Annotated in this window: 19 protein-coding genes; 5 read left to right on the forward strand and 14 right to left on the reverse strand. The window is 75.0% G+C overall.

Going from position 1 to position 21146, the window contains the following annotated elements:
- Window positions 1-50: 50 nt before the first annotated feature.
- From ABEA15_RS04810 to ABEA15_RS04820, 3 genes are read right to left on the reverse strand one after another with little or no spacing between them, the layout of a single operon-like run.
- Complete coding sequence (locus ABEA15_RS04810) at window positions 51-677, reverse strand: dihydrofolate reductase family protein (protein ID WP_345555642.1); 627 nt, start codon at window positions 675-677, stop codon at window positions 51-53.
- A complete protein-coding gene (locus tag ABEA15_RS04815; protein WP_345555643.1) occupies window positions 674-1144 on the reverse strand; it encodes an SRPBCC domain-containing protein in 471 nt (156 codons plus the stop codon). Before ABEA15_RS04815 ends, ABEA15_RS04810 begins: the two co-directional genes overlap by 4 nt.
- Window positions 1141-1479: an ArsR/SmtB family transcription factor gene (locus tag ABEA15_RS04820; RefSeq protein ID WP_345555644.1), complete on the reverse strand. Its 339-nt coding sequence runs from the start codon at window positions 1477-1479 to the stop codon at window positions 1141-1143. Before ABEA15_RS04820 ends, ABEA15_RS04815 begins: the two co-directional genes overlap by 4 nt.
- Before the next feature lie 135 nt (window positions 1480-1614).
- On the opposite strand from ABEA15_RS04820, the gene ABEA15_RS04825 reads away from it, so the two are divergent.
- Window positions 1615-2157: an MOSC domain-containing protein gene (locus tag ABEA15_RS04825; RefSeq protein ID WP_345555645.1), complete on the forward strand. Its 543-nt coding sequence runs from the start codon at window positions 1615-1617 to the stop codon at window positions 2155-2157.
- Between the two features lie 43 nt (window positions 2158-2200).
- On the opposite strand, the gene ABEA15_RS04830 is transcribed toward ABEA15_RS04825, so the two are convergent.
- The 4 genes from ABEA15_RS04830 to ABEA15_RS04845 all read right to left on the reverse strand — a co-directional run bounded on the left by ABEA15_RS04830 (window position 2201) and on the right by ABEA15_RS04845 (window position 6638).
- Window positions 2201-3100: a pentapeptide repeat-containing protein gene (locus ABEA15_RS04830; protein WP_345555646.1), complete on the reverse strand. Its 900-nt coding sequence runs from the start codon at window positions 3098-3100 to the stop codon at window positions 2201-2203.
- 231 nt (window positions 3101-3331) lie between these two features.
- Window positions 3332-4198: a (2Fe-2S)-binding protein gene (locus tag ABEA15_RS04835; RefSeq protein WP_345555647.1), complete on the reverse strand. Its 867-nt coding sequence runs from the start codon at window positions 4196-4198 to the stop codon at window positions 3332-3334.
- A 569-nt stretch (window positions 4199-4767) separates the two neighbouring features.
- Window positions 4768-5628 carry an ABC transporter permease gene (locus ABEA15_RS04840; RefSeq protein WP_345555648.1) on the reverse strand — a complete coding sequence of 287 codons (861 nt, stop codon included), beginning with the start codon at window positions 5626-5628 and terminating at the stop codon, window positions 4768-4770.
- Window positions 5625-6638: an ATP-binding cassette domain-containing protein gene (locus ABEA15_RS04845; protein ID WP_345555649.1), complete on the reverse strand. Its 1014-nt coding sequence runs from the start codon at window positions 6636-6638 to the stop codon at window positions 5625-5627. The genes ABEA15_RS04840 and ABEA15_RS04845 overlap by 4 nt, the downstream gene beginning before the upstream one ends.
- A gap of 370 nt (window positions 6639-7008) precedes the next feature.
- Between ABEA15_RS04845 and ABEA15_RS04850 the strand changes: the two genes are divergently transcribed.
- Window positions 7009-7839 carry a TetR/AcrR family transcriptional regulator gene (locus ABEA15_RS04850; protein ID WP_345555650.1) on the forward strand — a complete coding sequence of 277 codons (831 nt, stop codon included), beginning with the start codon at window positions 7009-7011 and terminating at the stop codon, window positions 7837-7839.
- Window positions 7840-8076: 237 nt separating this feature from the next.
- Here the strand turns inward: ABEA15_RS04850 and ABEA15_RS04855 are convergent, their stop codons facing one another.
- From ABEA15_RS04855 to ABEA15_RS04865, 3 genes are all read right to left on the reverse strand, one after another.
- Window positions 8077-9255, reverse strand: a complete 1179-nt coding sequence (locus ABEA15_RS04855) for a JmjC domain-containing protein (protein ID WP_345555651.1) — start codon at window positions 9253-9255, stop codon at window positions 8077-8079.
- A 397-nt stretch (window positions 9256-9652) separates the two neighbouring features.
- Window positions 9653-11866 carry a prolyl oligopeptidase family serine peptidase gene (locus ABEA15_RS04860; protein WP_345555652.1) on the reverse strand — a complete coding sequence of 738 codons (2214 nt, stop codon included), beginning with the start codon at window positions 11864-11866 and terminating at the stop codon, window positions 9653-9655.
- A 330-nt stretch (window positions 11867-12196) separates the two neighbouring features.
- Complete coding sequence (locus ABEA15_RS04865) at window positions 12197-12940, reverse strand: 4'-phosphopantetheinyl transferase family protein (protein WP_345555653.1); 744 nt, start codon at window positions 12938-12940, stop codon at window positions 12197-12199.
- A gap of 211 nt (window positions 12941-13151) precedes the next feature.
- Here ABEA15_RS04865 and ABEA15_RS04870 point away from each other — a divergent pair, with 211 nt between their 5' ends.
- From ABEA15_RS04870 to ABEA15_RS04880, 3 genes are all read left to right on the forward strand, one after another.
- Window positions 13152-13322: a hypothetical protein gene (locus ABEA15_RS04870; protein ID WP_344143682.1), complete on the forward strand. Its 171-nt coding sequence runs from the start codon at window positions 13152-13154 to the stop codon at window positions 13320-13322.
- Window positions 13323-13385: 63 nt separating this feature from the next.
- Window positions 13386-14192, forward strand: coding sequence for a DeoR/GlpR family DNA-binding transcription regulator (locus ABEA15_RS04875; protein ID WP_344143685.1), 807 nt, complete (start codon window positions 13386-13388; stop codon window positions 14190-14192).
- 87 nt (window positions 14193-14279) lie between these two features.
- Entirely contained in the window at window positions 14280-15062 is a 783-nt protein-coding gene (locus ABEA15_RS04880; protein ID WP_345555654.1) for a polyprenol monophosphomannose synthase, read from the forward strand.
- A 119-nt stretch (window positions 15063-15181) separates the two neighbouring features.
- Here the strand turns inward: ABEA15_RS04880 and ABEA15_RS04885 are convergent, their stop codons facing one another.
- The 4 genes from ABEA15_RS04885 to ABEA15_RS04900 form a co-directional block, all read right to left on the reverse strand.
- Window positions 15182-15958 (reverse strand): FAD/NAD(P)-binding protein, encoded by a 777-nt coding sequence (locus ABEA15_RS04885; RefSeq protein WP_345555655.1) that lies wholly within the window; start codon window positions 15956-15958, stop codon window positions 15182-15184.
- Between the two features lie 10 nt (window positions 15959-15968).
- A complete protein-coding gene (locus ABEA15_RS04890; RefSeq protein WP_344143692.1) occupies window positions 15969-17480 on the reverse strand; it encodes a DHA2 family efflux MFS transporter permease subunit in 1512 nt (503 codons plus the stop codon).
- A gap of 144 nt (window positions 17481-17624) precedes the next feature.
- Window positions 17625-20129, reverse strand: coding sequence for an ABC transporter permease (locus tag ABEA15_RS04895; RefSeq protein WP_345555656.1), 2505 nt, complete (start codon window positions 20127-20129; stop codon window positions 17625-17627).
- A 6-nt stretch (window positions 20130-20135) separates the two neighbouring features.
- Window positions 20136-20909: an ABC transporter ATP-binding protein gene (locus ABEA15_RS04900; protein WP_344143697.1), complete on the reverse strand. Its 774-nt coding sequence runs from the start codon at window positions 20907-20909 to the stop codon at window positions 20136-20138.
- Window positions 20910-21146: the final 237 nt, after the last annotated feature.

The following is a 21146-nucleotide window of genomic DNA, read 5'->3' on the forward strand; positions in this document are numbered from 1 at the left end:
CGACACCCTTCGTTGTATCCGCGACCTGATCAGACTTCGGACTCACTCATCTAGGCCACGCCGGTGACGCCCTCGTACTCGCCTTGGGGCGCTCGGCCGGTCACCTCGTATTCGAGGAGCAGCAGGCCGTTCGGCGTGGCCTCGTGGTGGAGCAGGCGCAGGCCGGACGGCTCGCCCGCGCCGGCGAGCAGCCGCCGTCCGGTCCGCAGGACGGCGGGGGCGACCACCAGGCGGAGCGTGTCGACCAGGCCCGCCGCGAGCAGCGTGTCGCCGAGCCGGGCGCTGCCGTGGATCTGGAGCTCTTGTCCCGGCTGTGCCTTGAGCCCGGCGACCGCCGGGACGGGATCGCCGCGCAGGACGGTCGTGGGGTGCCAGCTCCCCTCGGTGAGCGAGCTGGTCACGACGTACTTCGGCAGGGCGTTCATCCGCTCGGCGAACGGGTCGTCCGGGTCGGTGATCCGCGGCCAGTCGCGTGCGAACGCCTGGTAGGTCCGCCGCCCGAACAGCAGGCCGTCGGCGAGACCGAGCCAGTCGGAGGCGCGCTGGACGAACGCCCGGTCCATGTGGGGGACCAGCCAGCCGCCGCGGGTGAACGCGTCGCTGGTGTCCTCGTCCGGCGAGCCGGGGCCCTGGCTGACGCCGTCGAGCGTGACGAACTCGGTAAGGGCGAGCTTCATCGCGCGGCCTCCGCGTGTGCGGCCAGCTGGTCGGCGACCGTCCCCCAGCCTTCGGCGAAGCCGAGCTTCTCGTGCTGTGCGCGGGCGTCGGGCGCGCCGTGCCGGACGAGGATCCGGTAGTCCGTGCCCTCCGGGTGCTCGAACAGCGTGATCGTGGCGGTCATCGTGAACGGGACGCGGCCCGCGGGCCGCCACGTGCTGTCGATCGCGGTGGTGAAGACGATCCGCTCGGGCTCGTCGACGGCCAGGAAGCAGGCGTCCAGGTGCGGGACGAACTCGGTCCCGTCGTCGCTCAGCAGCGTCACGAACGCTCCGCCGGGGTGCAGGTCCAGATGGTCCACCCTGCAGCGGGACGGGGCCGGGACCCACCACTGCTCGAGCCGGGACGGGTCGGTCCAGGCGCTCCACACGGTGGCGCGCGGCGCGCGGATGACGCGCTCCAGGCCGAGGTCGAGATCGGGATTCATCGGTGGTCCTCCTTCGGGTCGGTGACGAACCGCTCCAGGCGGTCGGTGCGCTCCTCCCAGATGCGGCGCTGCTCCGCGAGCCAGTCGTCGACGAGGGAGAGCCGTTCGCGGTTGAGCACGCAGGTGCGCACCCGGCCGGACTTGACCGTGCGGATGAGCCCGTTCGATTCGAGCGTGCGCACGTGCTTCATGAAGGAGGGGAGGGTCATCGGGAACCCGCCGGCGAGGTCGCCGACGCTCGTGGGGCCGTGACCGAGGCGCCGGACGACGGCGCGCCGGGTCGGGTCGGCGAGGGCGACGAGCACCCCGTCGAGCTGCTCCGAATACTGTGCCATGTGGCTAAGTATTGCTCACAGCAACGGTCCCCACAAGGCCCGGGCCGCGGGAACCGGGGCCGCTCGACGTCGGGCGCGCCCGACCGGCGTAGCATGCCGTCCGGCGGATCGGCGGACGGCGGCAGGAGGACGACGATGGCGGCGCACGTGGCGGCAGTGGGACGCAGCGCGGAGCACACCTTCAGCAAGCCGGCGGCGGAGTCCGTCCGCCTGCTGGAAGGACTCGGCGTCGAGGGGGACGCGCACATGGGTGTGACGGTCCGCCACCGTTCGCGGGTGGCGCGCGACCCCTCGCAGCCGAACCTGCGCCAGGTCCATCTGATCCCGGCCGAACTGCACGACGAGCTCCGGGAGTCCGGGTTCGACGTCCACCCCGGCGACCTGGGGGAGAACGTCACCACCCGCGGGCTGGACCCGCTCGCACTGTCCGCGGGTACCCTGCTGTCGCTCGGCGCGGATGCGGTGGTCGAGGTCACCGGGCTGCGCAACCCCTGCACGCAGATCGACGACTTCCGCAAGGGCGTGCTCGCGGCCGTCGTCGGCCGCGACGGCGACGGCGCGGTCGTGCTCAAGGCCGGTGTGATGGGCGTCGTGCGCGCATCCGGTGAGGTGCGCCCCGGCGACCCCATCGGTGTGCGCGCGCCCGAGGGCCCGCACCGCCCCCTGCAGCGCGTCTAGCGCCGCGGCCGCGGGGGGCCGGTCGGAGGCGCCCCTGGACCCGTCACGAGCCGAAGCGGGCACGCCTGAGCACGGTCTCGCGGCTGAACGCCGCCCCACCGACCCGGGCGCCCCGGAACGTCACCTTCTCGCTGAAGCGCGTGCGGTTGAACGAGACCTCGCCGAAGTGCGCGCGGTCGAACGTCGTCCTCCGGCCGAACCGCGCGTATTCGAACGTGGCACCCGCGTGGAACCGGGCTCCGGAGAACCAGCTCCACCCGGTGAAGTCCGCATCCTCGAACGTCGCGTCGCCGTGGAACCCCGCGTTCTGGAACGTGGCCTCGCCGTGGAACTCCGCGTCCTGGAAGTCGGCCTCTTCGGAGAAGCGTGCGCCGACGAACACGGCCCGGTCGTCGAACCGGGCGCCGTTGAACGACGCCCGGTCGTCGAACCGCGCATCCCGGAACGCGGCCCGGCCGACACGGCACCCCGACATGTCCCAGCCGTGCAGGGAGGCTCCCTCCAGATCGAGGTGCATCCCGCTCCAGAACTCCGGGTCGCCCCTCCTGCTGCTTCTCGCCGGCCGCAGATGGGAGAGGAGCGTCTGCCGGGCGACGCGGGCGGCCTCGGCGCCGCGGTCGGATCCGCCGCCGTCGCGCAGGATGCGGCACAGGGTGTCGACGGCCTCCTGGCGGCGGCCCGGGTCGTCTTCGGCGGCGCGCTCCAGCGCCTGTATCTCGGCTGCCCGGTCGACGGGCTCGTCCGAGTGCGGTGGGCCGTGGTCCGCTTCGCCGGTCCCATTGCGTGCAGTGGCAGCCGACCGGAGGTTCAGCCCGAGCCCCATCGCCAGAATCACCAAGCCGATCATGGGGGGCGGGAGGGTTCCGTCGCTCGGCGCGAGCAGCGTCGCCCCCAACGAGGCCGCGCACACGACCAGGACCCGCCACCATCGCACCGCGGGCATCGGCTCTCCGTTTCGTCCGAGGCCGCACGGGATCCGCCGCAGTACGACTCCCAGGACGAAGCCGGCTCTGGGGGACGGGGGACGCGCGGACCGTGGTCGGGGCCCGCTGATCATACCGCCTCCACCCCACTCCGCCCAGACGAAGCGGCAAGCCCCTTCTCCCGCCGCAGAGCCGGGCGCTCTGCGGCGCCCTGTCCGCCGGCGGGGGCGCCCTCCTGCCGGGCGCGGCGCCTACGGCGCCAGCGCGGGGTTGCGGATCCACTCCTGCAGCTCGGTGCGGCGGTCGTCGTCGCACTTGAGGGGGCACGTGGTGCAGAAGCCGTGCTCCGGGTCGCCCTTGTAGTCGAAGCAGCAGGTCCCGCGCACTGCCCAGGTGCCGCGCGGGTGGTCCTCGTAGAAGGGGAACAGCCGCGGGCGCGCCCGCGTGACCGCGCCCGCCTCGATCAGCGCGTCGCCGAGCTCCCCGGCGCGCCGCCAGGCGGCCTCGGGGTCGCGGCCCAGGAACCGCGCCGGGTTGAGCATGTAGAAGTGCTGGGTGTCGAGCACCCATCCCCACAGTGTGCGCAGTCCCACGCGCGTGTGGTCGTGCAGCGCGTCGATGATCGGCGAGAACGTGCGCACCAGGTGGCGGGCCGCGATGGCGTTCAGGGCCGCCTCGTCGGGCACGACCACCGCGTCGGGGTGGCCGGCCGCGGGGTCGTCCGGCAGGACGGCCATGTGTGCGCTGGTGATGGTGGGAGCGCCGAACGCCGAGGTGGACAGCCACGGGAACCACAGGCGGCGCTCGTCCAGCAGCGCGGCCCGGCCGGTGAGGTAGATGCCCGCCGAGACCAGGAAGATGGGCTCGCGCAGCAGCGAGCGCATGAAGTGGGTGGCGGCCGGGAGCTTGTGTCCGGGCCCGTGCTGGGCGGTGAGCTGGTGGAACAGGGCGCCCACCGCGCCCTCGGCGACCATCAGGTCGGTGCGGTACCAGTGCTCGGTGGCCGGGTGCTCGCGCATGGACTGCACCGTCGTGGTCCGCACGTCGGGCAGCGGCGCGAACTTCAGCGGCCGACAGGCGTCGATCACCGCTTGCAGCGGAGCCTGTTCACCGGCCATGCGGCCTCAGCCAACCTTCCTGCACCGCGTCGGAGACGTGCGGCTCCGGCGCGTAGACGCGTCGCACGAATGCCGCCGAGCTGGGACGACGGAGTTGATCACCGTTCTTTAGATGAGGCTACCCTAATGGGGAGCGACGCAGCAACGAGCCCCCGGCGCCCCGCGGCGCGCTCGCGGGCGGGCAGCCGGGGATCGGGCCTGTCAGATCGCCCGTCCAGCAGGGTCTCCGCGGCGTGGCCTACCGCGCACGGTGCCCACTCCGGGCGCTCACCGCGTCCAAACGTTCCACCAGCCACTCCGCCGCCCGCATCCCTGCGGGGTGCGGAGGCGGCCGCGCCCGGCGTACTGCGCGAGCAGCGGCGCGGGGGCGCGGGCGGCGGCCGGTTCCGGCCCGGTCGAAAGACCCGAAGGACCCCGGGCGGGACGGTGTCCGGGTGTGCGGCTCGACGCGGTGCCTCCAGCGGCCCCGCCCAGGTCGACAGCATCGCGGTGACCACGGCGGCGCGCATCCGGTCGTCCACCGGATGCCCGCGGTCGGGGCGATGGTCAGGACGGCACCGCGCCCGTTCCTAGCGGCTCAGCTGGCGGAAGCGGGCCACCGCCGGCGGCACGCACACCGCCAGTATCGCCAGCGGCCAGACCACCGCCATCAGCAGCGGGTGCTGGGCCACCCAGCTGTCGCCGCCCACCCCGGGGTTGCCGAACAGCTCGCGCGCGGCGTTGACCACCGAGGACACCGGGTTCCACTCGGCGACCGCCGCCACGGGGGCGGGCATCAGCCGCGGCGGCGTGAAGGTCGTCGAGAGCACCCCCAGCGGGAAGGCCAGCGGGTAGACGACGAGCCCGACAAGGCTGGGATTGCGCACCGCCAGGCCCAGGTAGATGCCCACCCAGGTCATCGCGAAGCGGAAGAGCAGCACCAGCCCGATCGCCTGCAGGGCCTCGCCCCCGGTGCCCTGCCAGTTCCAGCCGATGAGCAGGCCGCAGCCGATCAGCACGCCCGTCTCCAGCAGTGCCCGCAGCATGTCCGCAGCCGCGCGTCCGGTCAGCAGCGCCGAGGAGGCCATGGGCATCGAGCGGAACCGGCCGATCACCGCCTTGTCGGCGTCCTGGGCGACCCCGGTGGCGGTGGCCGAGACCGAGTACAGCATCGCCATGACGAAGATGCCCGGCATCAGGAAGGCGCGGAAGCCCTCGGACCCGCCGGTGCCGGGATGTGCCATGCCCTCGCCGAACACGTAGCCGAACACCAGCACCATCATCAGCGGGATGCACAGGCTCAGCAGCACTTCGGCGGGGGCCCGGACATCGTGCTGGAGGTTGCGCACCGTCATGACCCAGCCGTGGTCCAGCGCCCGGCGCAGGCCCCCGCCGGAGGGGAAGGCGGAAGGCGCCGGCGGCGCGGCGGCGCGGGGCGGTGCGGCGGTCATGCGGGCACCTCCTCGCCCGCCGCGTGCGCAGGTGCGGCGGGGCTGCCGGGGGCGCTCGGGTTGCCGGGGCGCCCGGTCAGGCCCAGGAAGACGTCGTCCAACGTGGGGCGGCGCAGTCCGATGTCCTCCACGGCGAGCCCGGCGGCGTCCAGCTCCCGCACGATGCCGGTGAGCACCCCGACCCGTGCGGAGCCCGCCACCGCGACGCTGACGCGCAGGTCCTCGGTGTGCACCTGCGGTTGGCCGCCGCCGCCGCGCGCGGCCGCGGCGGCGACGGCGGCCAGGTCGTCGGCCCGGGCCGCCACGACGTCCACGTGGTCGCCGCCGACCCGCGACTTGAGCTGGGCGGCGGTGCCCTCGGCGATCACGGCACCGGAGTCGATGACCGCGACGCGGTCGGCGAGCCGGTCGGCCTCCTCCAGGTACTGGGTGCTCAGCAGCACGGTGGTGCCCGCACCCACCAGCGCGCGCACCGAGTCCCACACCTCGTTGCGGCTGCGCGGGTCCAGCCCGGTGGTGGGCTCGTCCAGGAAGAGCACCTCGGGGTCGCGGGTGAGGCTCGCGGCTAGGTCGAGCCGCCGCCGCATCCCGCCGGAGTAGCCGCGGGCCCGGCGGCGGGCGGCGCCGACCAGACCGAAGCGCTCCAGCAGCTCGTCGGCCCGGCGGCGCGCTGCGGCGGCGCCGAGCCCGTTGAGCCGCCCGAACATCACCAGGTTGGCCCGCCCGGTGAGCAGCTCGTCGACGGCGGCGTGCTGGCCGGTCAACCCGATGCGCTCGCGGACGCGGTCGGGCTCGCGGGCGACGTCGAACCCGGCGATGCGGGCGCTTCCCGCATCGGGCCGGCGCAGCGTCGCCAGGATCTCGACAGCGGTGGTCTTTCCGGCGCCGTTGGGGCCCAGCAGAGCCAGCACGCTTCCGCGCGGCACCGCGAGGTCGAAGCCGTTCAGTGCCTGCGCGGTGCCGTAGCGCTTGCGCAGTCCGGCGGCACTGATCACGAGATCGTCCGTCATGGCGCCCTCCTCTCTCTGTGTATGTCACACACTAATTAGTGTATTGAATACACTGTTCGTGACGCGGTCAACCCCGGAGGGGTGGAGGGGCGGCTGGTGTCGGCGCCGCGAGCAGGGCAGGGGTCCTCACCCGCCCTGAAGGCCGCATCCGGCCGGTGGCCGTGAACCGCCGAAGCGGTGGTGGGCGCTCCTCCGCCGCTGTCCGCGCCCGCCGCGCCGCAGGGCGCGGAGGCGCGGTCAGCCGTGGCGTCGGGCGGGCTCGGGGCGTGGGAGGCGGCGATGGCCGGGCTCGCGCGGGAGCGCGGCGGGGAGCGGGGGGAGGCCGCGGTTCTAGGATGGGGGCCACGCGAGCGGACGATGGGGCGAAGCGATGGCGACAAGCGGCGGCGAGTGGGCCGACGGGAGCCCGGAGGGCGAGCGGCGCCTGGAGCTGCTGTGGCGGGTGGCCGACCGGCCCCGCCGGGGGCCGCGGCCGGGGCTGAGCCTGGACGCGATCGTCGCCGCGGCCGTGGGGCTCGCCGACGCCGAAGGGCTCGGTGCGGTGTCGATGCAGCGCGTGGCCGCCGAACTGGGCTACACCACGATGTCGCTGTACCGCTACGTGTCGAGCAAGGAGCAGCTCGTCGAGCTGATGGCCGACGACGCGCTGGGCGAGCCCCCCGCGCCGGAGGCGGCCGACTGGCGCGCGCGGCTGGAGGAGGTCTCGCGCGGGCTGGTCGCGGTCTACCGGAACCGCCCCTGGCTGCTGGGGGTGGAGATCTCGGGCCCGCCGGAGGGGCCCAATCAGCTGTCCTGGTTCGAGGCGTACCTGGAGACCCTCGCGGAGGCGGAACTGCCCGGCTATGAGCGCGTCGCCGTGGTCCTGTTCATCGATGGAGCCGTGCGCGAGATCGCCCGCATCGCCGTCCAGGTCGAGGGCGCCCGGCGGGCCGGCGGCGTCAGCGACGACGCGGCGGGCGCGGTCTACGCCTCCGTCCTGCGCCGCTTCGCCGTCCCGGAGCGCTACCCCAACATCGCCGCCCTGGCCGCAAAAGGCGTCTTCGACCCCGAACCGCCGGGGCGTGGCGCTACCCGCGGCGCCGACTGGGGGCTGGTGGACGCGATGGGCACCGACATCGCCTTCGGGCTGCACCGCCTGCTCGACGGTGTGGAAGCGTACGCGAGCGGCCGGACACGGCCCGCAACCCGCGGAAAGGCGTGAGGGCCGCCGCTTCGCGGCGGCCGGTCATGCGCTTGCGGCGCTACTCCGGGGCGCTCCCGGCCTTCCCGGTTCCGGGGCGCGGCGCGGCGCGGCCGCTCCGCTGGCCGCCGGGCCGGGCGTCGTCGGAGGGCGGAGGTCCGGCGCCACCTGGCGGAGACGCTGCACACCGCAGGGGCCCGGCGGGGCGGAGGGCCGCTCCCTCGCCACCGCCTCACCCCGCCGGGCGGGCCGGGCGGATCAGCGCAGCAGGACCAGGTGGTGGCGCACCAGCGCGCGCAGGACCGCGGCCGTGGCCTCGATCGGGGTGCCGGAGTCCTCGGCCAGCTCGGCGACCGTCGTGCGCGGCCGGCGGGCGAGTGCGTCCAGTACGGGCTCGGCCGCCGCCGGGAGCCGGTAGCGCTTGCCCGAGACCGTGACCGCCACCTGCTCACCCTCGCGTTTCACGGGCGGGGGCAGGATCGGCACGAACTCCACCCGCGTGTGGGCCTGCGGCGCCGCGCCGTCGACCGCCCAGGGCAGCGCGAAGGACTGGCGCCGCGGGAAGCGGGCGTCGTGCTCGGCGAGGAAGCCGTCGACATCGTGCTTCTCGGCGGCGTCGGCGAGCCGGCGGATCAGCTCGTGCTGGTGCTTGCGGCGGTCCTCCGCCGAGCCGAAGCGCGGCAGGTCGGCCCGGAAGAAATCTACGTCGTAAAGGTGTTGCAGGAGCGAGCGCGCCCAGTCGATCCCCGTCGCACGGGTGAACCCGAACGTCAGATGCATGCTGACGTCCCCGGTTCCCTTGACTGTGTGCCACCACCCGCGCGGCACGTGCAGCACGTGCCCGGGCGAGAGGACGCCCTCCCACACGGTGCCCTCCGGCGCGCCGTGGCCGTGGTCGGAGTCGACCTTCATGGGGTGCCGGCGGCTGCCGGGTCCGTGCACCTGCCAGGACTTCGTGCCCTCGACCTGGATGACGAAGGTGTCGTGGTCGTCCCAATGGGTGTCGAAGCCGTGGGAGTCGCCCCAGATCAGATAGAGGTTCACCTGCGCGCGCTCGCGGACCAGGCGCATCAGGTCGTCGGTGGCCTCGCGGACGGGCGGGTGCAGCCGGTCGACGGCGTCCAGCACCAGGCTCGCGCCGTCGCGCAGTTCGCGGTAGAGCCCGTCCGGGCGGATCACCGTGCGCTCGGCGCCCGAAGTGCGGCCGGTGTCGGTGTAGCGCGACGCGGGCACCGGCGCGCCCTTGCGGTGCAGGCGCAGGCGCGGAGGCTCCAGCGCGCAGCGGGCCAGGATGTCGTTGAGCGCCGCGAAGTCCAGCAGCGGGCGGACGGTCTCGGCGCCGAGGTCGGCGAAGACGACGTCCTCGGACAGCCGCGTGGAGAGCAGGTCCTCGCCCACGGCGGCGCACAGTGTCTCGGTGAACAGGCGGTCGGTCACGTCGGAGGCCTCCACTGCGGCGGGTCGCGGCGGGCCGCCGGAGGCGGTCGACGCGCTCCGGCGGCCTGCCGACGGCGGATGGGTTACGCCGGCGGCGTCTGTCAGATGAAGTCGGAGCTGGAGTCGGTGCCGTCGTTGTCGCCGCCGGCGGTGATGTCGCGCGACGTGACCTCGGTCAGCTCCTCGACCTCGATGTCGATCTCGTAGGCGTCCATGGCGTCTCCTGTTCCGTGTTGGCGTTGGGTACCCGGTGCCCGCCCACCGGCCGGGACGCCCCGGCCGCGCCCTCGGGCGCGGGGCGGCACACCGCCAGCCCCCGTATCGGGGGAGGCGCGCCGCCCCCGCGCTGCGCTGCGCGGGGGCGCGGCCGCCTGCGGCGGCCGCATGTCTGCACAACTCATGTCGCCTCCCGGCGCCGCGGCGATCCGCCGCCCGCCGGTGCCGCGGCCGCCGCGGGCGGCCGATCGAGCCCGGTCTCGGCGGCGGCGAACGCGTGCGCGTCGGCCGCCAGCTCGATGGCCTTGGTCACCGCACGCGGGCCGTGGCCGACATCGCGCTCGTACCGCAGCAGCGCGGGGCGCTCGGACTCCCCGTGGTGCAGCAGTGCGGCGCACATCTTGCGCGGATGCGCGGCGTCGGTCCGGGTGTCGCCGTGGAACCCGGTGAGCAGTACCGCCGGGCGCTCCGCTGCGCCGTCGGCCAGGACGCGGTGGTAGGGGGAGTAGGACATGAGCGCGGCGAAGTCCTGCGGGTCGGCCGCCGTGCCGAACTCGCGGATCCACAGCGGCCCCAGCCCCAGCCGCTCGAACCGCGCCATGTCGGCCAGCGGGGCCGAGGCGATGACGGCGCCGCACAGGTCAGGCCGCCGGGCCGCCGCCGCGAGGACCAGCAGCCCGCCGGCCGAGCCGCCCGACAGGCACAGCTGGTCGCGGGCGCAGGCGCCCTCGGCGACGAGGGAGTCGGCCGCGGCGACGAGGTCGTCGACCGCGCGGGGCTTGCCGCGGCGGGCGCCGCGCAGGTGCCACTGCCGGCCGAGGTCGCCGCCGCCCCGCACGTGGGCGACCGCGTAGCGGCCGCCGGACATCAGCCAGGCCAGCACCGTGGCGCTGAACCCGAACTGGCGGGGGCGCCCGAACCCGCCGTAGGCGTGCAGGATGGTGGGTCCCGGATCGCCGGGCGCAGGCGCGCCCGCGCCCGCGTCGGGCGGCTCCTGGGCGGTGAACAGGGTGATCGGGACGAGCGTGCCGTCGGCCGAGCGGCACCGCAGCGTGCGGCGGCGCACCGGGGTCGGCGGGCGCGGACGCGCGGCGCGGGGCCAGGGCCGCGGACGGGCGGCGCCCGGGTCGAGCACCAGGACCTCCTGCTGGGTGGCCACGTCGGCGTAGCACAGGTGCGCCCCGGCGCCGGGACCCTCGCCCGCGGGCTCCAGCCGGGTGACCATGCCCTCGCCGGGCAGGTCGACGCGGCGCAGCAGGCCGCCGTCGGCGGCGCTGTGCGCGGTCAGCTCGCTGATCCCCAACCGCGTGCGGGCGACGAGCAGTTCGGGGTGCTCGGCGGTGCCGGTGGCGGTGAAGCCGTCGAGGGTGGCCTCGGGGTCCTCGCCGACCACCTGGCGCCAGTGGCCGGTGCCGGGCCTGCGGGGGTCGGCGGCGCAGATGCGGCGCCGCTCGGCGCCCAGTGTGGTGCGCAGGTACAGCAGGCCGTCCGGTCCGAGCTCGGGCTGGGTCTCGGCCTCCTCGCCCGCGTGGACGGTGCGCCACCGCGGGTGCTCCAACCGCGCGCCGCCGGCATCGGAGCCGTTCGGGGCGAGGTCGGCGATCCAGAGGTCGTTGCGGTGCCCGGTGCCGTGGCTCTCGGAGACCACCAGCCAGCGCCCGCCGAGCAGCCGCACGCCGGGAACCGTGCGCGGGCCGCTGCACGCGCGCACCAGGGCGTCCGGGCCGCCGCCGGCGGGCGCCACCCGGTGCAGCCACACCCCGCGGCGGCCGTCGCCGCCGTCCCGGCGCACGTAGTAGAAGGCCGCAGAGCCCACCCAGGCGACGTTGGAGTAGCGCACCCCCTCGATCGGGTCCTCGACCTGGAGCCCGGTCGCCGCCGAGAGCACGCGCAGTGCTCCGCGCTCGGTGCCGCCGGAGGAGGTCTGCACGGCGACGCGCTCGCCGTCGGGAGAGGGCTCCCAGGAGTCCAGGGTGGTGCCGCCGCCGGGGTCGAAGGCGTGCGGGTCGAAGACGACGCGCGCGCGCTCCCCGGGGGCACCGCCGTCGGGATCGTCCGCCTCTGCGGTGTCGTCGAACGCGACGACGGCGGGGTGGTCGCCCCCGGCGGGGCGCCGGGTGGCGAAGACGCGGCCGCCGCGCCGCAGCGGCGGTGTCCACAGCTCGGCGGCGACCAGGTCGCGGATGCGCTCGGCCAGCGGCGTGCGCAGCGGCCAGTTCTCGGCGGCGGCCGCGAACTCGCGCCCGCGCTCGGCGAGCCAGGCGCGGGTGGCGGGGGAGTCGGGGTCCTCCAGCCAGCGGTAGGGGTCGGCGACGGGCGTTCCGTGGAGGGTCTCGACGCAGGGCGGCGCCCGGCCGTCGCCGCGGGCGATCCCGTGGTGGGCGGCCGTGCTCACCGGGAACCGAGGGGTCGGGGATCGCGGAGGGCGGGTGCATGAGCCATGCCAGAGCCACGGATGCGCACGTCTACATGGTTCAGAAGGGCTCGATGGCCGGTCAAGGTAGTCATGGCTGACCGTCGATCACGCGAATACAGCCACCGCGCCAGGTTTGGCGGCGAAACGTCGGCGCGTGCGGTCGGGTGTCGCGCAGCCGCGCCGCCAAGCTCGCCCCCGCGGCGCCCCCGGCGCCCGGCTCGACCGCGGGCACGCGGTGCTGCGACGTGCCTCCGGGTGGGTCGGGTGGTTCCCGTTCCCACCGGGACCGCAGGAGACCGGGGCGGCCGGTCAGCGCCGCACGGCCCCCAGGAGGGCGGCGGTGTCGCCGGTGTCCGTGGTGAGCGGGGCGGGGGTCAAAGCCGCCAGGGCCGCGCGGTAGCCGGGTCCGGCGTCGAGGTCGGTGAGCCGGACGTGCTCGGGTGCGTCGGGGGAGTCCCACGCGAGAACCCCGGCCGGCTCGAAGGGACCGCTGACCCCCACGGCGGCCAGGCCGCCGGAGAGTCCGTCGCCGGTGGCCTTGAGCAGCGCCTCCTTGCGCGCCCAGTAGCCGAAGAACCCCTCGGTGCGCCGGTCGCCGGGTACCCGGTCCAGGTCGCCGCGCTCGGCCGGGCTCAGGCAGTAGTCGACGAGCCCGTCGGTGTCGCGGTCGGCCGAGACCTGCTCGACGTCGGCGCCCACGGCCACCCCGTGCGCGAGAGCGAGCAGGACGCGCTCGCCGGAGTGGCTGATGGAGATCTCCAGCCCGGCCGCCGCGCCCGCCGGACGCGGCTTGCCGTGCGGCTCGGGGCGCGGGTCGGGACGGCGCTCGCAGGAGCGGCAGTGCAGTGTGAAGGCGACCTCCGCGGGCTCGCAGCCCGCCTCGCGGGCCAGCGCCAGGCGCGCCAGCGCGTGGGCCACCAGGTAGCGGTCGCGGTCGGCGCGGGCGCGGAAGCGGGCGCGGCGTTCGCGCTCCTCGGGGTCGAGCAGGTCGAGGAGCGCGGGGGAGGCGTCGTCGGGGGAGGCCCACCACAGCCGGCACGTCAGCGCAGTCACCCCTCCATTCTGTCCGGTCGGCGCCATCCGCGCACACGGGCCGCCGCGCCGCGGCCGGCGCCGGCCGCGCCCGGCGACACGCCGCGCAACCGGCCGCGCCGAACGGGCATGAAAACGTTCGCGACCGGGCATCGAACGGGTGACTCCTCAGGTGAGGGCGGTACCCGAGCCGCGGGGTCGCCGGTCAGCCCGCTCGCCAGGGAGGCCCCCCGTGTCCGTCATGGTGCTGTTCGGTATCGCGACACTGGCCGTACTCGGCCTGCTGATCGCCGTCTTCGTCGTCGTCTTCGTCGTCCGCGGCCCGTCGCTGGAGGACGACCCCCCCGCTGACGATGACACCATCGACGAGACCTTCCACACCCACGGAGTGCATATGGGCTGACCCCGGCGGCTCTATCATCGGAGCGCACGGCCCCCCAGCCAGCACCGGAGATGGAGTTTCCCCATGGCAGACGAGACCAGGCCGGCGTTCGCGGCCGAGCGCCGGGAGAGGATCCTGGAGCTGGTGCGGGCCAACGGCGCCATGGCGCTGCGCGAGATCGCCTCGCGCGTGCGCGCATCCGAGGTCACCGTGCGCCGCGACGTGCGCGCGCTGGAGGCCGAGGGCCTGATCGACCGCCGCCGGGGCGGCGCCGCGCTGCCGGGGCGCCTGGGCTACGAGCAGAGCTACACGCAGAAGAGCGGCCAGGCCGCCCCGGAGAAGCTCGCGATCGCGGCGGCCGCGGCGCGGCTCGTCGAGGACGACGACGCCGTCGTGCTGGGGCCGGGCACCACCACCGAGGCGCTGGCCCGCGAACTCGTCGGCCGGCAGAACCTCACCGTGGTGACCAACTCGCTGCTGGTGGCCGAGGTCCTCGCCTCGGCGCCGGGCGTCGAGGTGGTGATGACGGGCGGCACGCTGCGCGGTCCCATCCGCGCGCTCGTGGGCACCGCCGCCGAGCAGGCGCTGTCGGGGCTGCGTGTGCGGTTGGCCTTCGTCTCCGGCAACGGCGTCACCGCCGAGCGCGGCCTGAGTACCCCCAACCCGGCCGTGGCCAGCGTCGACCGCGCCCTGGTCGCCTGCGCCCAGGAGGTCGTCGTGCTCGCCGACCACACCAAGATCGGCGCCGACACCATGGTCCAGACCGTGCCGTCCGAGCACGTCGCGCACCTGATCACCGACAACCACGCCGACCCCGAGGTGCTGATGACGCTGGAGGACATGGGCACCCTCGTGCACGTGGCGGTGCTGGAGGTCGACCGGGGAGAATAGGCTGCGGGCCCTCGGGTGGTGTCCGGGGGCGGGAGCGCCCTAGGCTGCCCGGTGAGCCCGAAGACCGCGGACCCCATTGGAGCGCCCATGCCGACCCCGGTGACCCTGCCCGATCCGTGGGCGCGGTCCGCGGTCAGCGTCGTCGTGCCCACCTACAACGAGGCCGACAACCTGCCCGTGCTGGCGCGGAGGCTGCTCGACCTGGAGCTGCCCGAGCTGCGCCTGGTCGTGGTCGACGACGACTCCCCCGACGGCACCGGCAAGGTCGCCGAGGAGATCGCCGCCGAGTACAACACCCCCGGGCGCGAGCGCGTCGCCGTGGTGCACCGCACCGCCAAGGAGGGCCTGGGCCGCGCCTACGTGGCGGGGATGAGCCGGGCGCTGGACGACGGCGCCGAGTTCGTGGTGCAGATGGACGCCGACCTCAGCCACCCGCCCGGCTACGTCCCCCAGCTCCTGGGCACCGCACTCTCCACCGGAGCCGGCGTGGTGATCGGCAGCCGCTACGTGGCGGGCGGCAGCCTGTCGCAGGAGTGGCGGGCCCACCGGAGGCTGCTGAGCTCCTGGGCCAACTCCTACGTGAAGACGATCCTGGCCCTGCCGATCCGCGACGTCACCGCCGGGTTCAAGATCTGGCGGCGCGACGCGCTGGAGGCCGTGGACCTGGCGAGCGTCTCCAGCAGCGGTTACAGCTTCCAGGTCGAGATGCACTACCGCGCCTTCGCCCGCGGCCGGAAGATGGTGGAGATCCCCATCCACTTCGAGGACCGCCGCGAGGGCGTGAGCAAGATGGACCTCGCCGTGCAGATGGAGTCGGCCCTGCGCCCGTTCCGCCTCAAGGCCGCCGAGCGCCGCGACCGCGGGCGCTGAGCCCGCCGCGCCGCCCGCGCCCCCGGAGAGCGGCCGGTCGCGTCCTTCACCGGCCCGCGGCCCTGCCCCGTCCCGGTGGGGCTTGGGGGCTTGGTCTGACGATCCCGGCCTCGCCGGTCTCAGCGGCGTCCCGGCGGGGTGCGCAGCACGGTGTCGGCGATGCGCTGGGCCAGCGCCTCGGCCTGCTCGCGGATGCGGGGCACGGTGGCGTCGGCCTCGCCGCGCCGCACCGCGCCGACGGCGAACAGGCGGTCCGCCTCACCCGCGGCCGTAGTCAGCGCTCCGCAGGCGCACACGGCCAGTCCGGCGCCCGCCGCGTCGGCCACCGGCGGCGGTGTGACGGCGGGGTCGCCCGTGGCCACCACGGCCGCCGTCGCCGCGACGCGCTCGCCCGAGGCCAGGCGCACCGCCGCGCCGCCGGAGTCGGCGCCGACCGCCACCGCGCGCGCCGCGCGGGTGTGCACCGACGCGTAGGGGGAGGCCCAGGCCGCCGTGGCCGCGAGGGTGTCGGCGAGGTAGTCGCCGTAGACCCCGCGGGGAAGCAGCGTCTCGGGCCCGCACACGGGTGACGCCAGCGCGGTTCCGCCCGCGTTCGAATCGCCGCGCAGCCGGGCCGGGGTCCGGCCGGCCCGCGCCCACTCCATCAGGTGGCAGGGGCGGTCGGGCAGCGCGGACATGTGCTTGACGGGGATCTCCAGCAGGCACTCCCCGCCCGCGCCGTCGTAGGGCCGCCCGCGCGCGAACCGCCCGTACTCGTCGATCAGCAGGATGCGGTAGGCCAGGCGCAGCCACGTGGTGGCGCGCAGCAGCGCGATCGCGGCGAGGGCGGCCCCTGCTCCGCCGCCCACGAACGCGATGGCCGGCACGCCGCCGTGGTCGGCCGCGGCATCTCCCATGACTCCGACTCTAGGACGTCTCGCCGCCGCCGCGAAGGGGTTCGCCCGCCGACGAGCCCGGGCAGCCCGCCATCGGGGGTCCCGACACGCCGCAGAAGCTCCTCTCGGCGGCCGGTACCGACGGCCGGCTGCGCAGCAGGGCGAGCGCCAGCAGGCCCGCCAGCGCCGCGGCGGCGGCGATGATCAGCATGGCCGGGCCGAAGCCGCCGGAGATCCCCGCGGCGCCGCTGACGCCCGCGAGCACCGGAACCGCGGCCACGCCGATCAGCTGCGCGGTGCGCGCCAGCGTGTTGTTGACCCCGGAGGCCAGCCCCGCGTGGCGCTCGGCCGCCGACGCCAGCACCGTGGCGGTGAGCGGCGCAACCGCGGCCGACAGCCCCGCTCCCACGAGCAGCACGCCGGGCAGCACACCGGTGAGGTAGGAGGCGCCCGGCGCCAGCCGCGACAGCACCACCAGCCCCGCAGCCAGCACCAGGGGGCCGAAGCCGAGCTGCCAGCGCGGGCCGATGCGCTCGGCGAGGCGGCCGGACTGCCCCGACAGCGCCAGCATCAGCAGCGTGATCGGCAGCGACGCCGCACCCGCCTCCAGCGCGGAGTAGCCCAGCACCTCCTGCAGGTAGATGACCAGCAGGAACAGCAGGGGGCCGAGTGCTCCGTACATCAGCACGGTCACGGCGTTGGTGATCGTGAACCGGCTGGAGGCGAAGATGTCCAGCGGCAGCATGGGGTGCGAGCTGCGCAGCTCCACGGCGGCGAAGGCCGCCAGCGCCGCCGCGCCGGCTCCGGCGGCCGCGAGCACCCGCCAGTCGCCGGGCCCGGTCTCGCCCGCCGTGATCAGCGCGTAGGTCAGCGCGGCCAGCCCCACCATGCCCAGCAGCGCACCCGGGTAGTCCAGCCGCTCGGAGGCCTGCGGGTCACGGGACTCGGCCAGCCGGAAGCGGGCGATCAGCAGCACCACCGCCGCCAGGGGCAGGTTGATCAGAAAGATCAGCCGCCACGAGCCGAGGTCGACCAGCCAGCCGCCCGCGAACGGCCCGATCGCCGCGGCGACACCGGTCAGGCCCGACCACGCGCCGATGGCCCGCGCCCGGTCGCGCTTGCGGAAGCCCGCCTGCAGGATCGCCAGGCTGCCCGGGGTCAGCAGCGCGCCGCCCACCCCCTGCAGCACGCGGCCGGCGATCAGCCATTCCAGGGTCGTCGCCAGCGAGCACAGCGCCGAGGCCAGCGCGAACCACGCCACGCCCGCCGAGAACACCCGCACCCGGCCGAACCTGTCGCTGAGCGAGCCGCTGAGCAGGATCAGCGCCGACAACGTGACCATGTAGCCGTTGGCGGTCCACTGCAGGCCCGACACCCCGGCGTCCAGCTCGCCGCCGATGGCGGGCAGCGCCACGTTGACCACGGTGGAGTCCAGGAACGCCATGCCCGAGGCGAGCACGGTGGCGGTCAGCATCCACCGCGCGGCCGGCGTACCCCACGCCGCTCCGCCGTCCGGCGGCGCCGAGGATTCGGAGGCGCCCATGCCTTCCCCTTCCGACCGGTCGCGGCCGCCCCCGCGGCGCAGGCGGCGGGCGGACCCCGCGGTCCGCCCGCCGCCACACTACGGCGCGCTCGGCGCGTTCCTCCGGCTCGGCGGGAGGTGTGTCGCCTCCGGCCGCGCGCCGCCCTACTGGTCGGCCATGGCGGCGGTGATCGAGGTGCCCGCGGCCCGGCGCGAGGGCGACACCGAGGCCAGCAGCCCGGCAGCGACGGCCGCCCCGATGAAGGCGGCGATCTGCGCGACGGGCACGGTGAAGACCAGGTCCTCGAAGACCGCGGCCGAGGCGGCCCAACCGAAGAACACGCCCAGCCCGATGCCGACGAGCGCCCCGATCAGGCACATCAGCACCGCCTCCCAGACGAGCATCAGCCGCAGCTGCGCGCGCATGAGGCCCATGGCCCGAAGCAGCGCCGACTCGCGGGTGCGCTCCAGCACCGACAGCGCCAGCGTGTTGGCGATGCCGAACACCGCGATGACCACCGCCAGGCCGAGCATCGCCACGATCGCCAGGAACGCCGTGTCCAGCATGTCCTCGTACTGCTTGCGCTTCTGGGCGAGCGAGTCGACCTGGAGCGTGGGGTGGTCCTCCACCGCGGCGTAGACGGCGTCGCGCAGCTCCTTGGTGCCGACGCCCTCGGCACCGGTGACCCGGATCGCCTCGTCTCCCGTGTCCGGGAAGGCGGCGTCGAAGTCCTCGGGCGTCATCAGCACGCGCCACATGTTCGCCGAGTCGACGACGGCCGCGATCTCGAAGCTGCGTTCGCCTTCCTCGGTCTCCACCTTCACGGTGTCGCCGACGCCGCGGCCGGCGGCGTAGTCGGAGGGCACCGCGACGCTGCCCGGCCGCACGTCCGCCAGGTCGCCGGCCGCCGGCTTCTCGCCCCCGGCGGCCGCCCGCTCCAGCGGGGCGCCTGCGAGGGTGGTGTACCGCGTGGCGTCCGGGCCGGGACCGTCGCTCGCGCTGCGCTCGGCGACCACCTCGGCGGTCTCGGGAGCGTCGCGCAGGTCGCGGGCGACGTCCCGCGGGATGTTCGGGTCCTCCTCGGTGAACTGGCCCATGATCCGGTAGTCCATCGGGAACCGCTCGTCGAGCATGCCGTTCATCGTGGTCATCATCGAGGCGTTGACCACCGAGTAGCCGGTGATCAGCGTGGCGCCCACCGTCAGGGCGATCGTGGCCGTCGCCGCGCGCCGGGGGTTGCGCCGCGCGTTGTCGGCCGCCAGCGCACTGGCGACACCCAGCGTGCGCATCAGCGGCGACACCGTGCCCACGGCCATGCGCACCAGCAGCGGGCTGACGACCACGACGCCGACGAAGGCCACCATGCCCGCGCCGGCGACCATGTACAGAGCGTCGTTCGGGTCGTCGATGCCCCGGGCGAGGTACACCATCCCGGCCGAGGCGAGCAGCAGCGCCGCGCCCGCCGCGGCCCGAAGGACGGCGACGCGCCTGCCCAGGCCTGTAGCCACGGCGCTGGTGCGCAGCGCGGTGAGCGGAGGTACGGACATCGCCCGCCGCGCCGGCAGCAGAGCCGAGAACAGGGTCGTCGCCGTCCCGACGGCCAGCCCGATCAGCACCGCACCCGGCTGGGCGACGACCGCTGTGCCGGAGGAGCCGGCGTTCAAGGCGTCGCCGCCGAGCTTGAAGCCGGCCGCACCCAGACCGATTCCCGCCAGCACGCCCACGGCGGAGGCCACCAGGCCCACGACCAGCGCCTCGGCCACCACCGAGGTGAAGACCTGGCGGCGCACCGCGCCCACACAGCGCAGCAGGGCCATCTCGCGCTGGCGCTGGGCCACCAGGATGGCGAAGGTGTTGTGGATGACGATGGCGGCCACCAAGACCGACACGAGGGCGAACAGCAGCAGCCCGGTGGCCATGACGTCGGCCTCCGCGCCCGCCTGCTCGGCCAGCCGCTCGCCCAGCTCCCGGCCGGTCAGCACCTGGGTGCCCGAGCCCGCGACGGCGTCGACGGCGTCGACGGCCCGCTGTGGCGGGACGCCCTCGGCGGCGACGGCGTCGATCTCGGCGAAGCCGTCGGCGCCGGTCATCTCGGCGGCGGTCTGCGGCGCGAAGGCGACCGCCCCGCGGTAGGAGACCTCGGCGGCGGTCCCGAAGTCGATCAGCCCGGTGACGGTGAACTCGCGCTTCTCGCCGTCGGGTCCCAGCACGGTCGCGGTATCGCCCACCTCGTAGCCGGTGGCGTCGGCGCTGACAGTGGCCAGCGCCGCCTCGCCGGGCCCGTCGGGCAGTCCGCCCTCGACGGCCGAGTAGCGGCTGAGGCCGCCCACCGACACCCCGAGAGTGGGCGCGCTGCCGACCGCGCGTCCCTTCTTGTCCAGCAGCGGGGCGTCGCCCATGGTGACGCCTGAGGCGCGGTCGATCTCGGGCAGATCGCGAACCTCGGCCAGTCGCTCGCGGGGGACGGTGCCGGTCAGCGCGTCTTCGGGCAGGACGACGGCGTCCATCTTCTGCGCCGAGCCCATCACCTGGGAGGCGAAGCTCTCACGCAGGGTGTCGGAGAAGACCAGGGTTCCCGACACGAACATGACGCCCAGGGCGACGGCCAGTGCGGTCGTGACGAGCCGGCCCTTGTGCAGGCGCAGGCCGGCGAGTGTTGTGCGCAGCATCGCGGCTCAGGACTCCAGCTTCACCAGGCGGTCGAGGACGGTCTCGGCGGTGGGCCCGTACACCTCGTCGACAAGGCGCCCGTCGCGCAGGAACACGACCCGGTCGGCGTAGGAGGCTGCCACCGGGTCGTGGGTGACCATGATCACCGTCTGGCCCAGCTCGCGCGCCGAGTCGCGCAGGAACGCCAGCACGTCGGCGCCGGAGCGGGAGTCGAGGTTGCCGGTGGGCTCGTCGGCGTAGACGACCTCCGGGTCGCCCAGCAGCGCCCGGGCCACCGCGACCCGCTGCTGCTGGCCGCCCGACAGCGCCGAGGGCAGGTGGCCGAGGCGGTCGCCCAGCCCCACCACCTCGACGATGCGCCGGAAGCGCTCGGGATCGTGTTTGCGCTTGGCGATGCGGCCGGGCAGCAGGATGTTCTGCTCGGCGGTGAGCATCGGCAGCAGGTTGAACGACTGGAAGACGAACCCGATGCGGTCGCGGCGCAACAGCGTCAGCTGCTTGTCGCGCAGGCGGGTGATCTCGGTCCTTCCCAGGTGCACCGTTCCCGAGGAGACGGTGTCCAGGCCGGCCAGGCAGTGCATCAGGGTGGACTTGCCCGACCCCGACGGTCCCATGATCGCGGTGAACGCGCCGCGGGCGAAGTCGACGCTGACCCCGTCGAGCGCGTGCACGGCCGAATCAGCGCGGCCGTAGACCTTGGTCAGGTGGCGGGCGGCCACCACGGGCCGCGTGTCGGTGGTGTCGGGTGCGGGGGCGGCCGGGGCCGCGCTCTGGCTCACGTGGTTCTCCAGACTCGAAGACGGTATGACCGGGACCGGGTGACCGGACGACGGCACTGCTTGCCGGTGCGGCGCCGGGTGCGCGCCGGGGATTCGGTTTCCCGGCGCCGCATCCGGCAACGCTACGGCCGCCGGAGGCGGCGATTGCTCCGCCGCGGGGCCCAGATCGGCGGCGTGCGCAGACCGCCTTTCCGCGCGCCGCTCGGCCCTTCGGGCGGTCCCGGCACCGACTTTCGT

It is taken from the genome of Streptomonospora halophila (assembly GCF_039542725.1).
In the GTDB taxonomy this organism is placed as follows: domain Bacteria; phylum Actinomycetota; class Actinomycetes; order Streptosporangiales; family Streptosporangiaceae; genus Streptomonospora; species Streptomonospora halophila.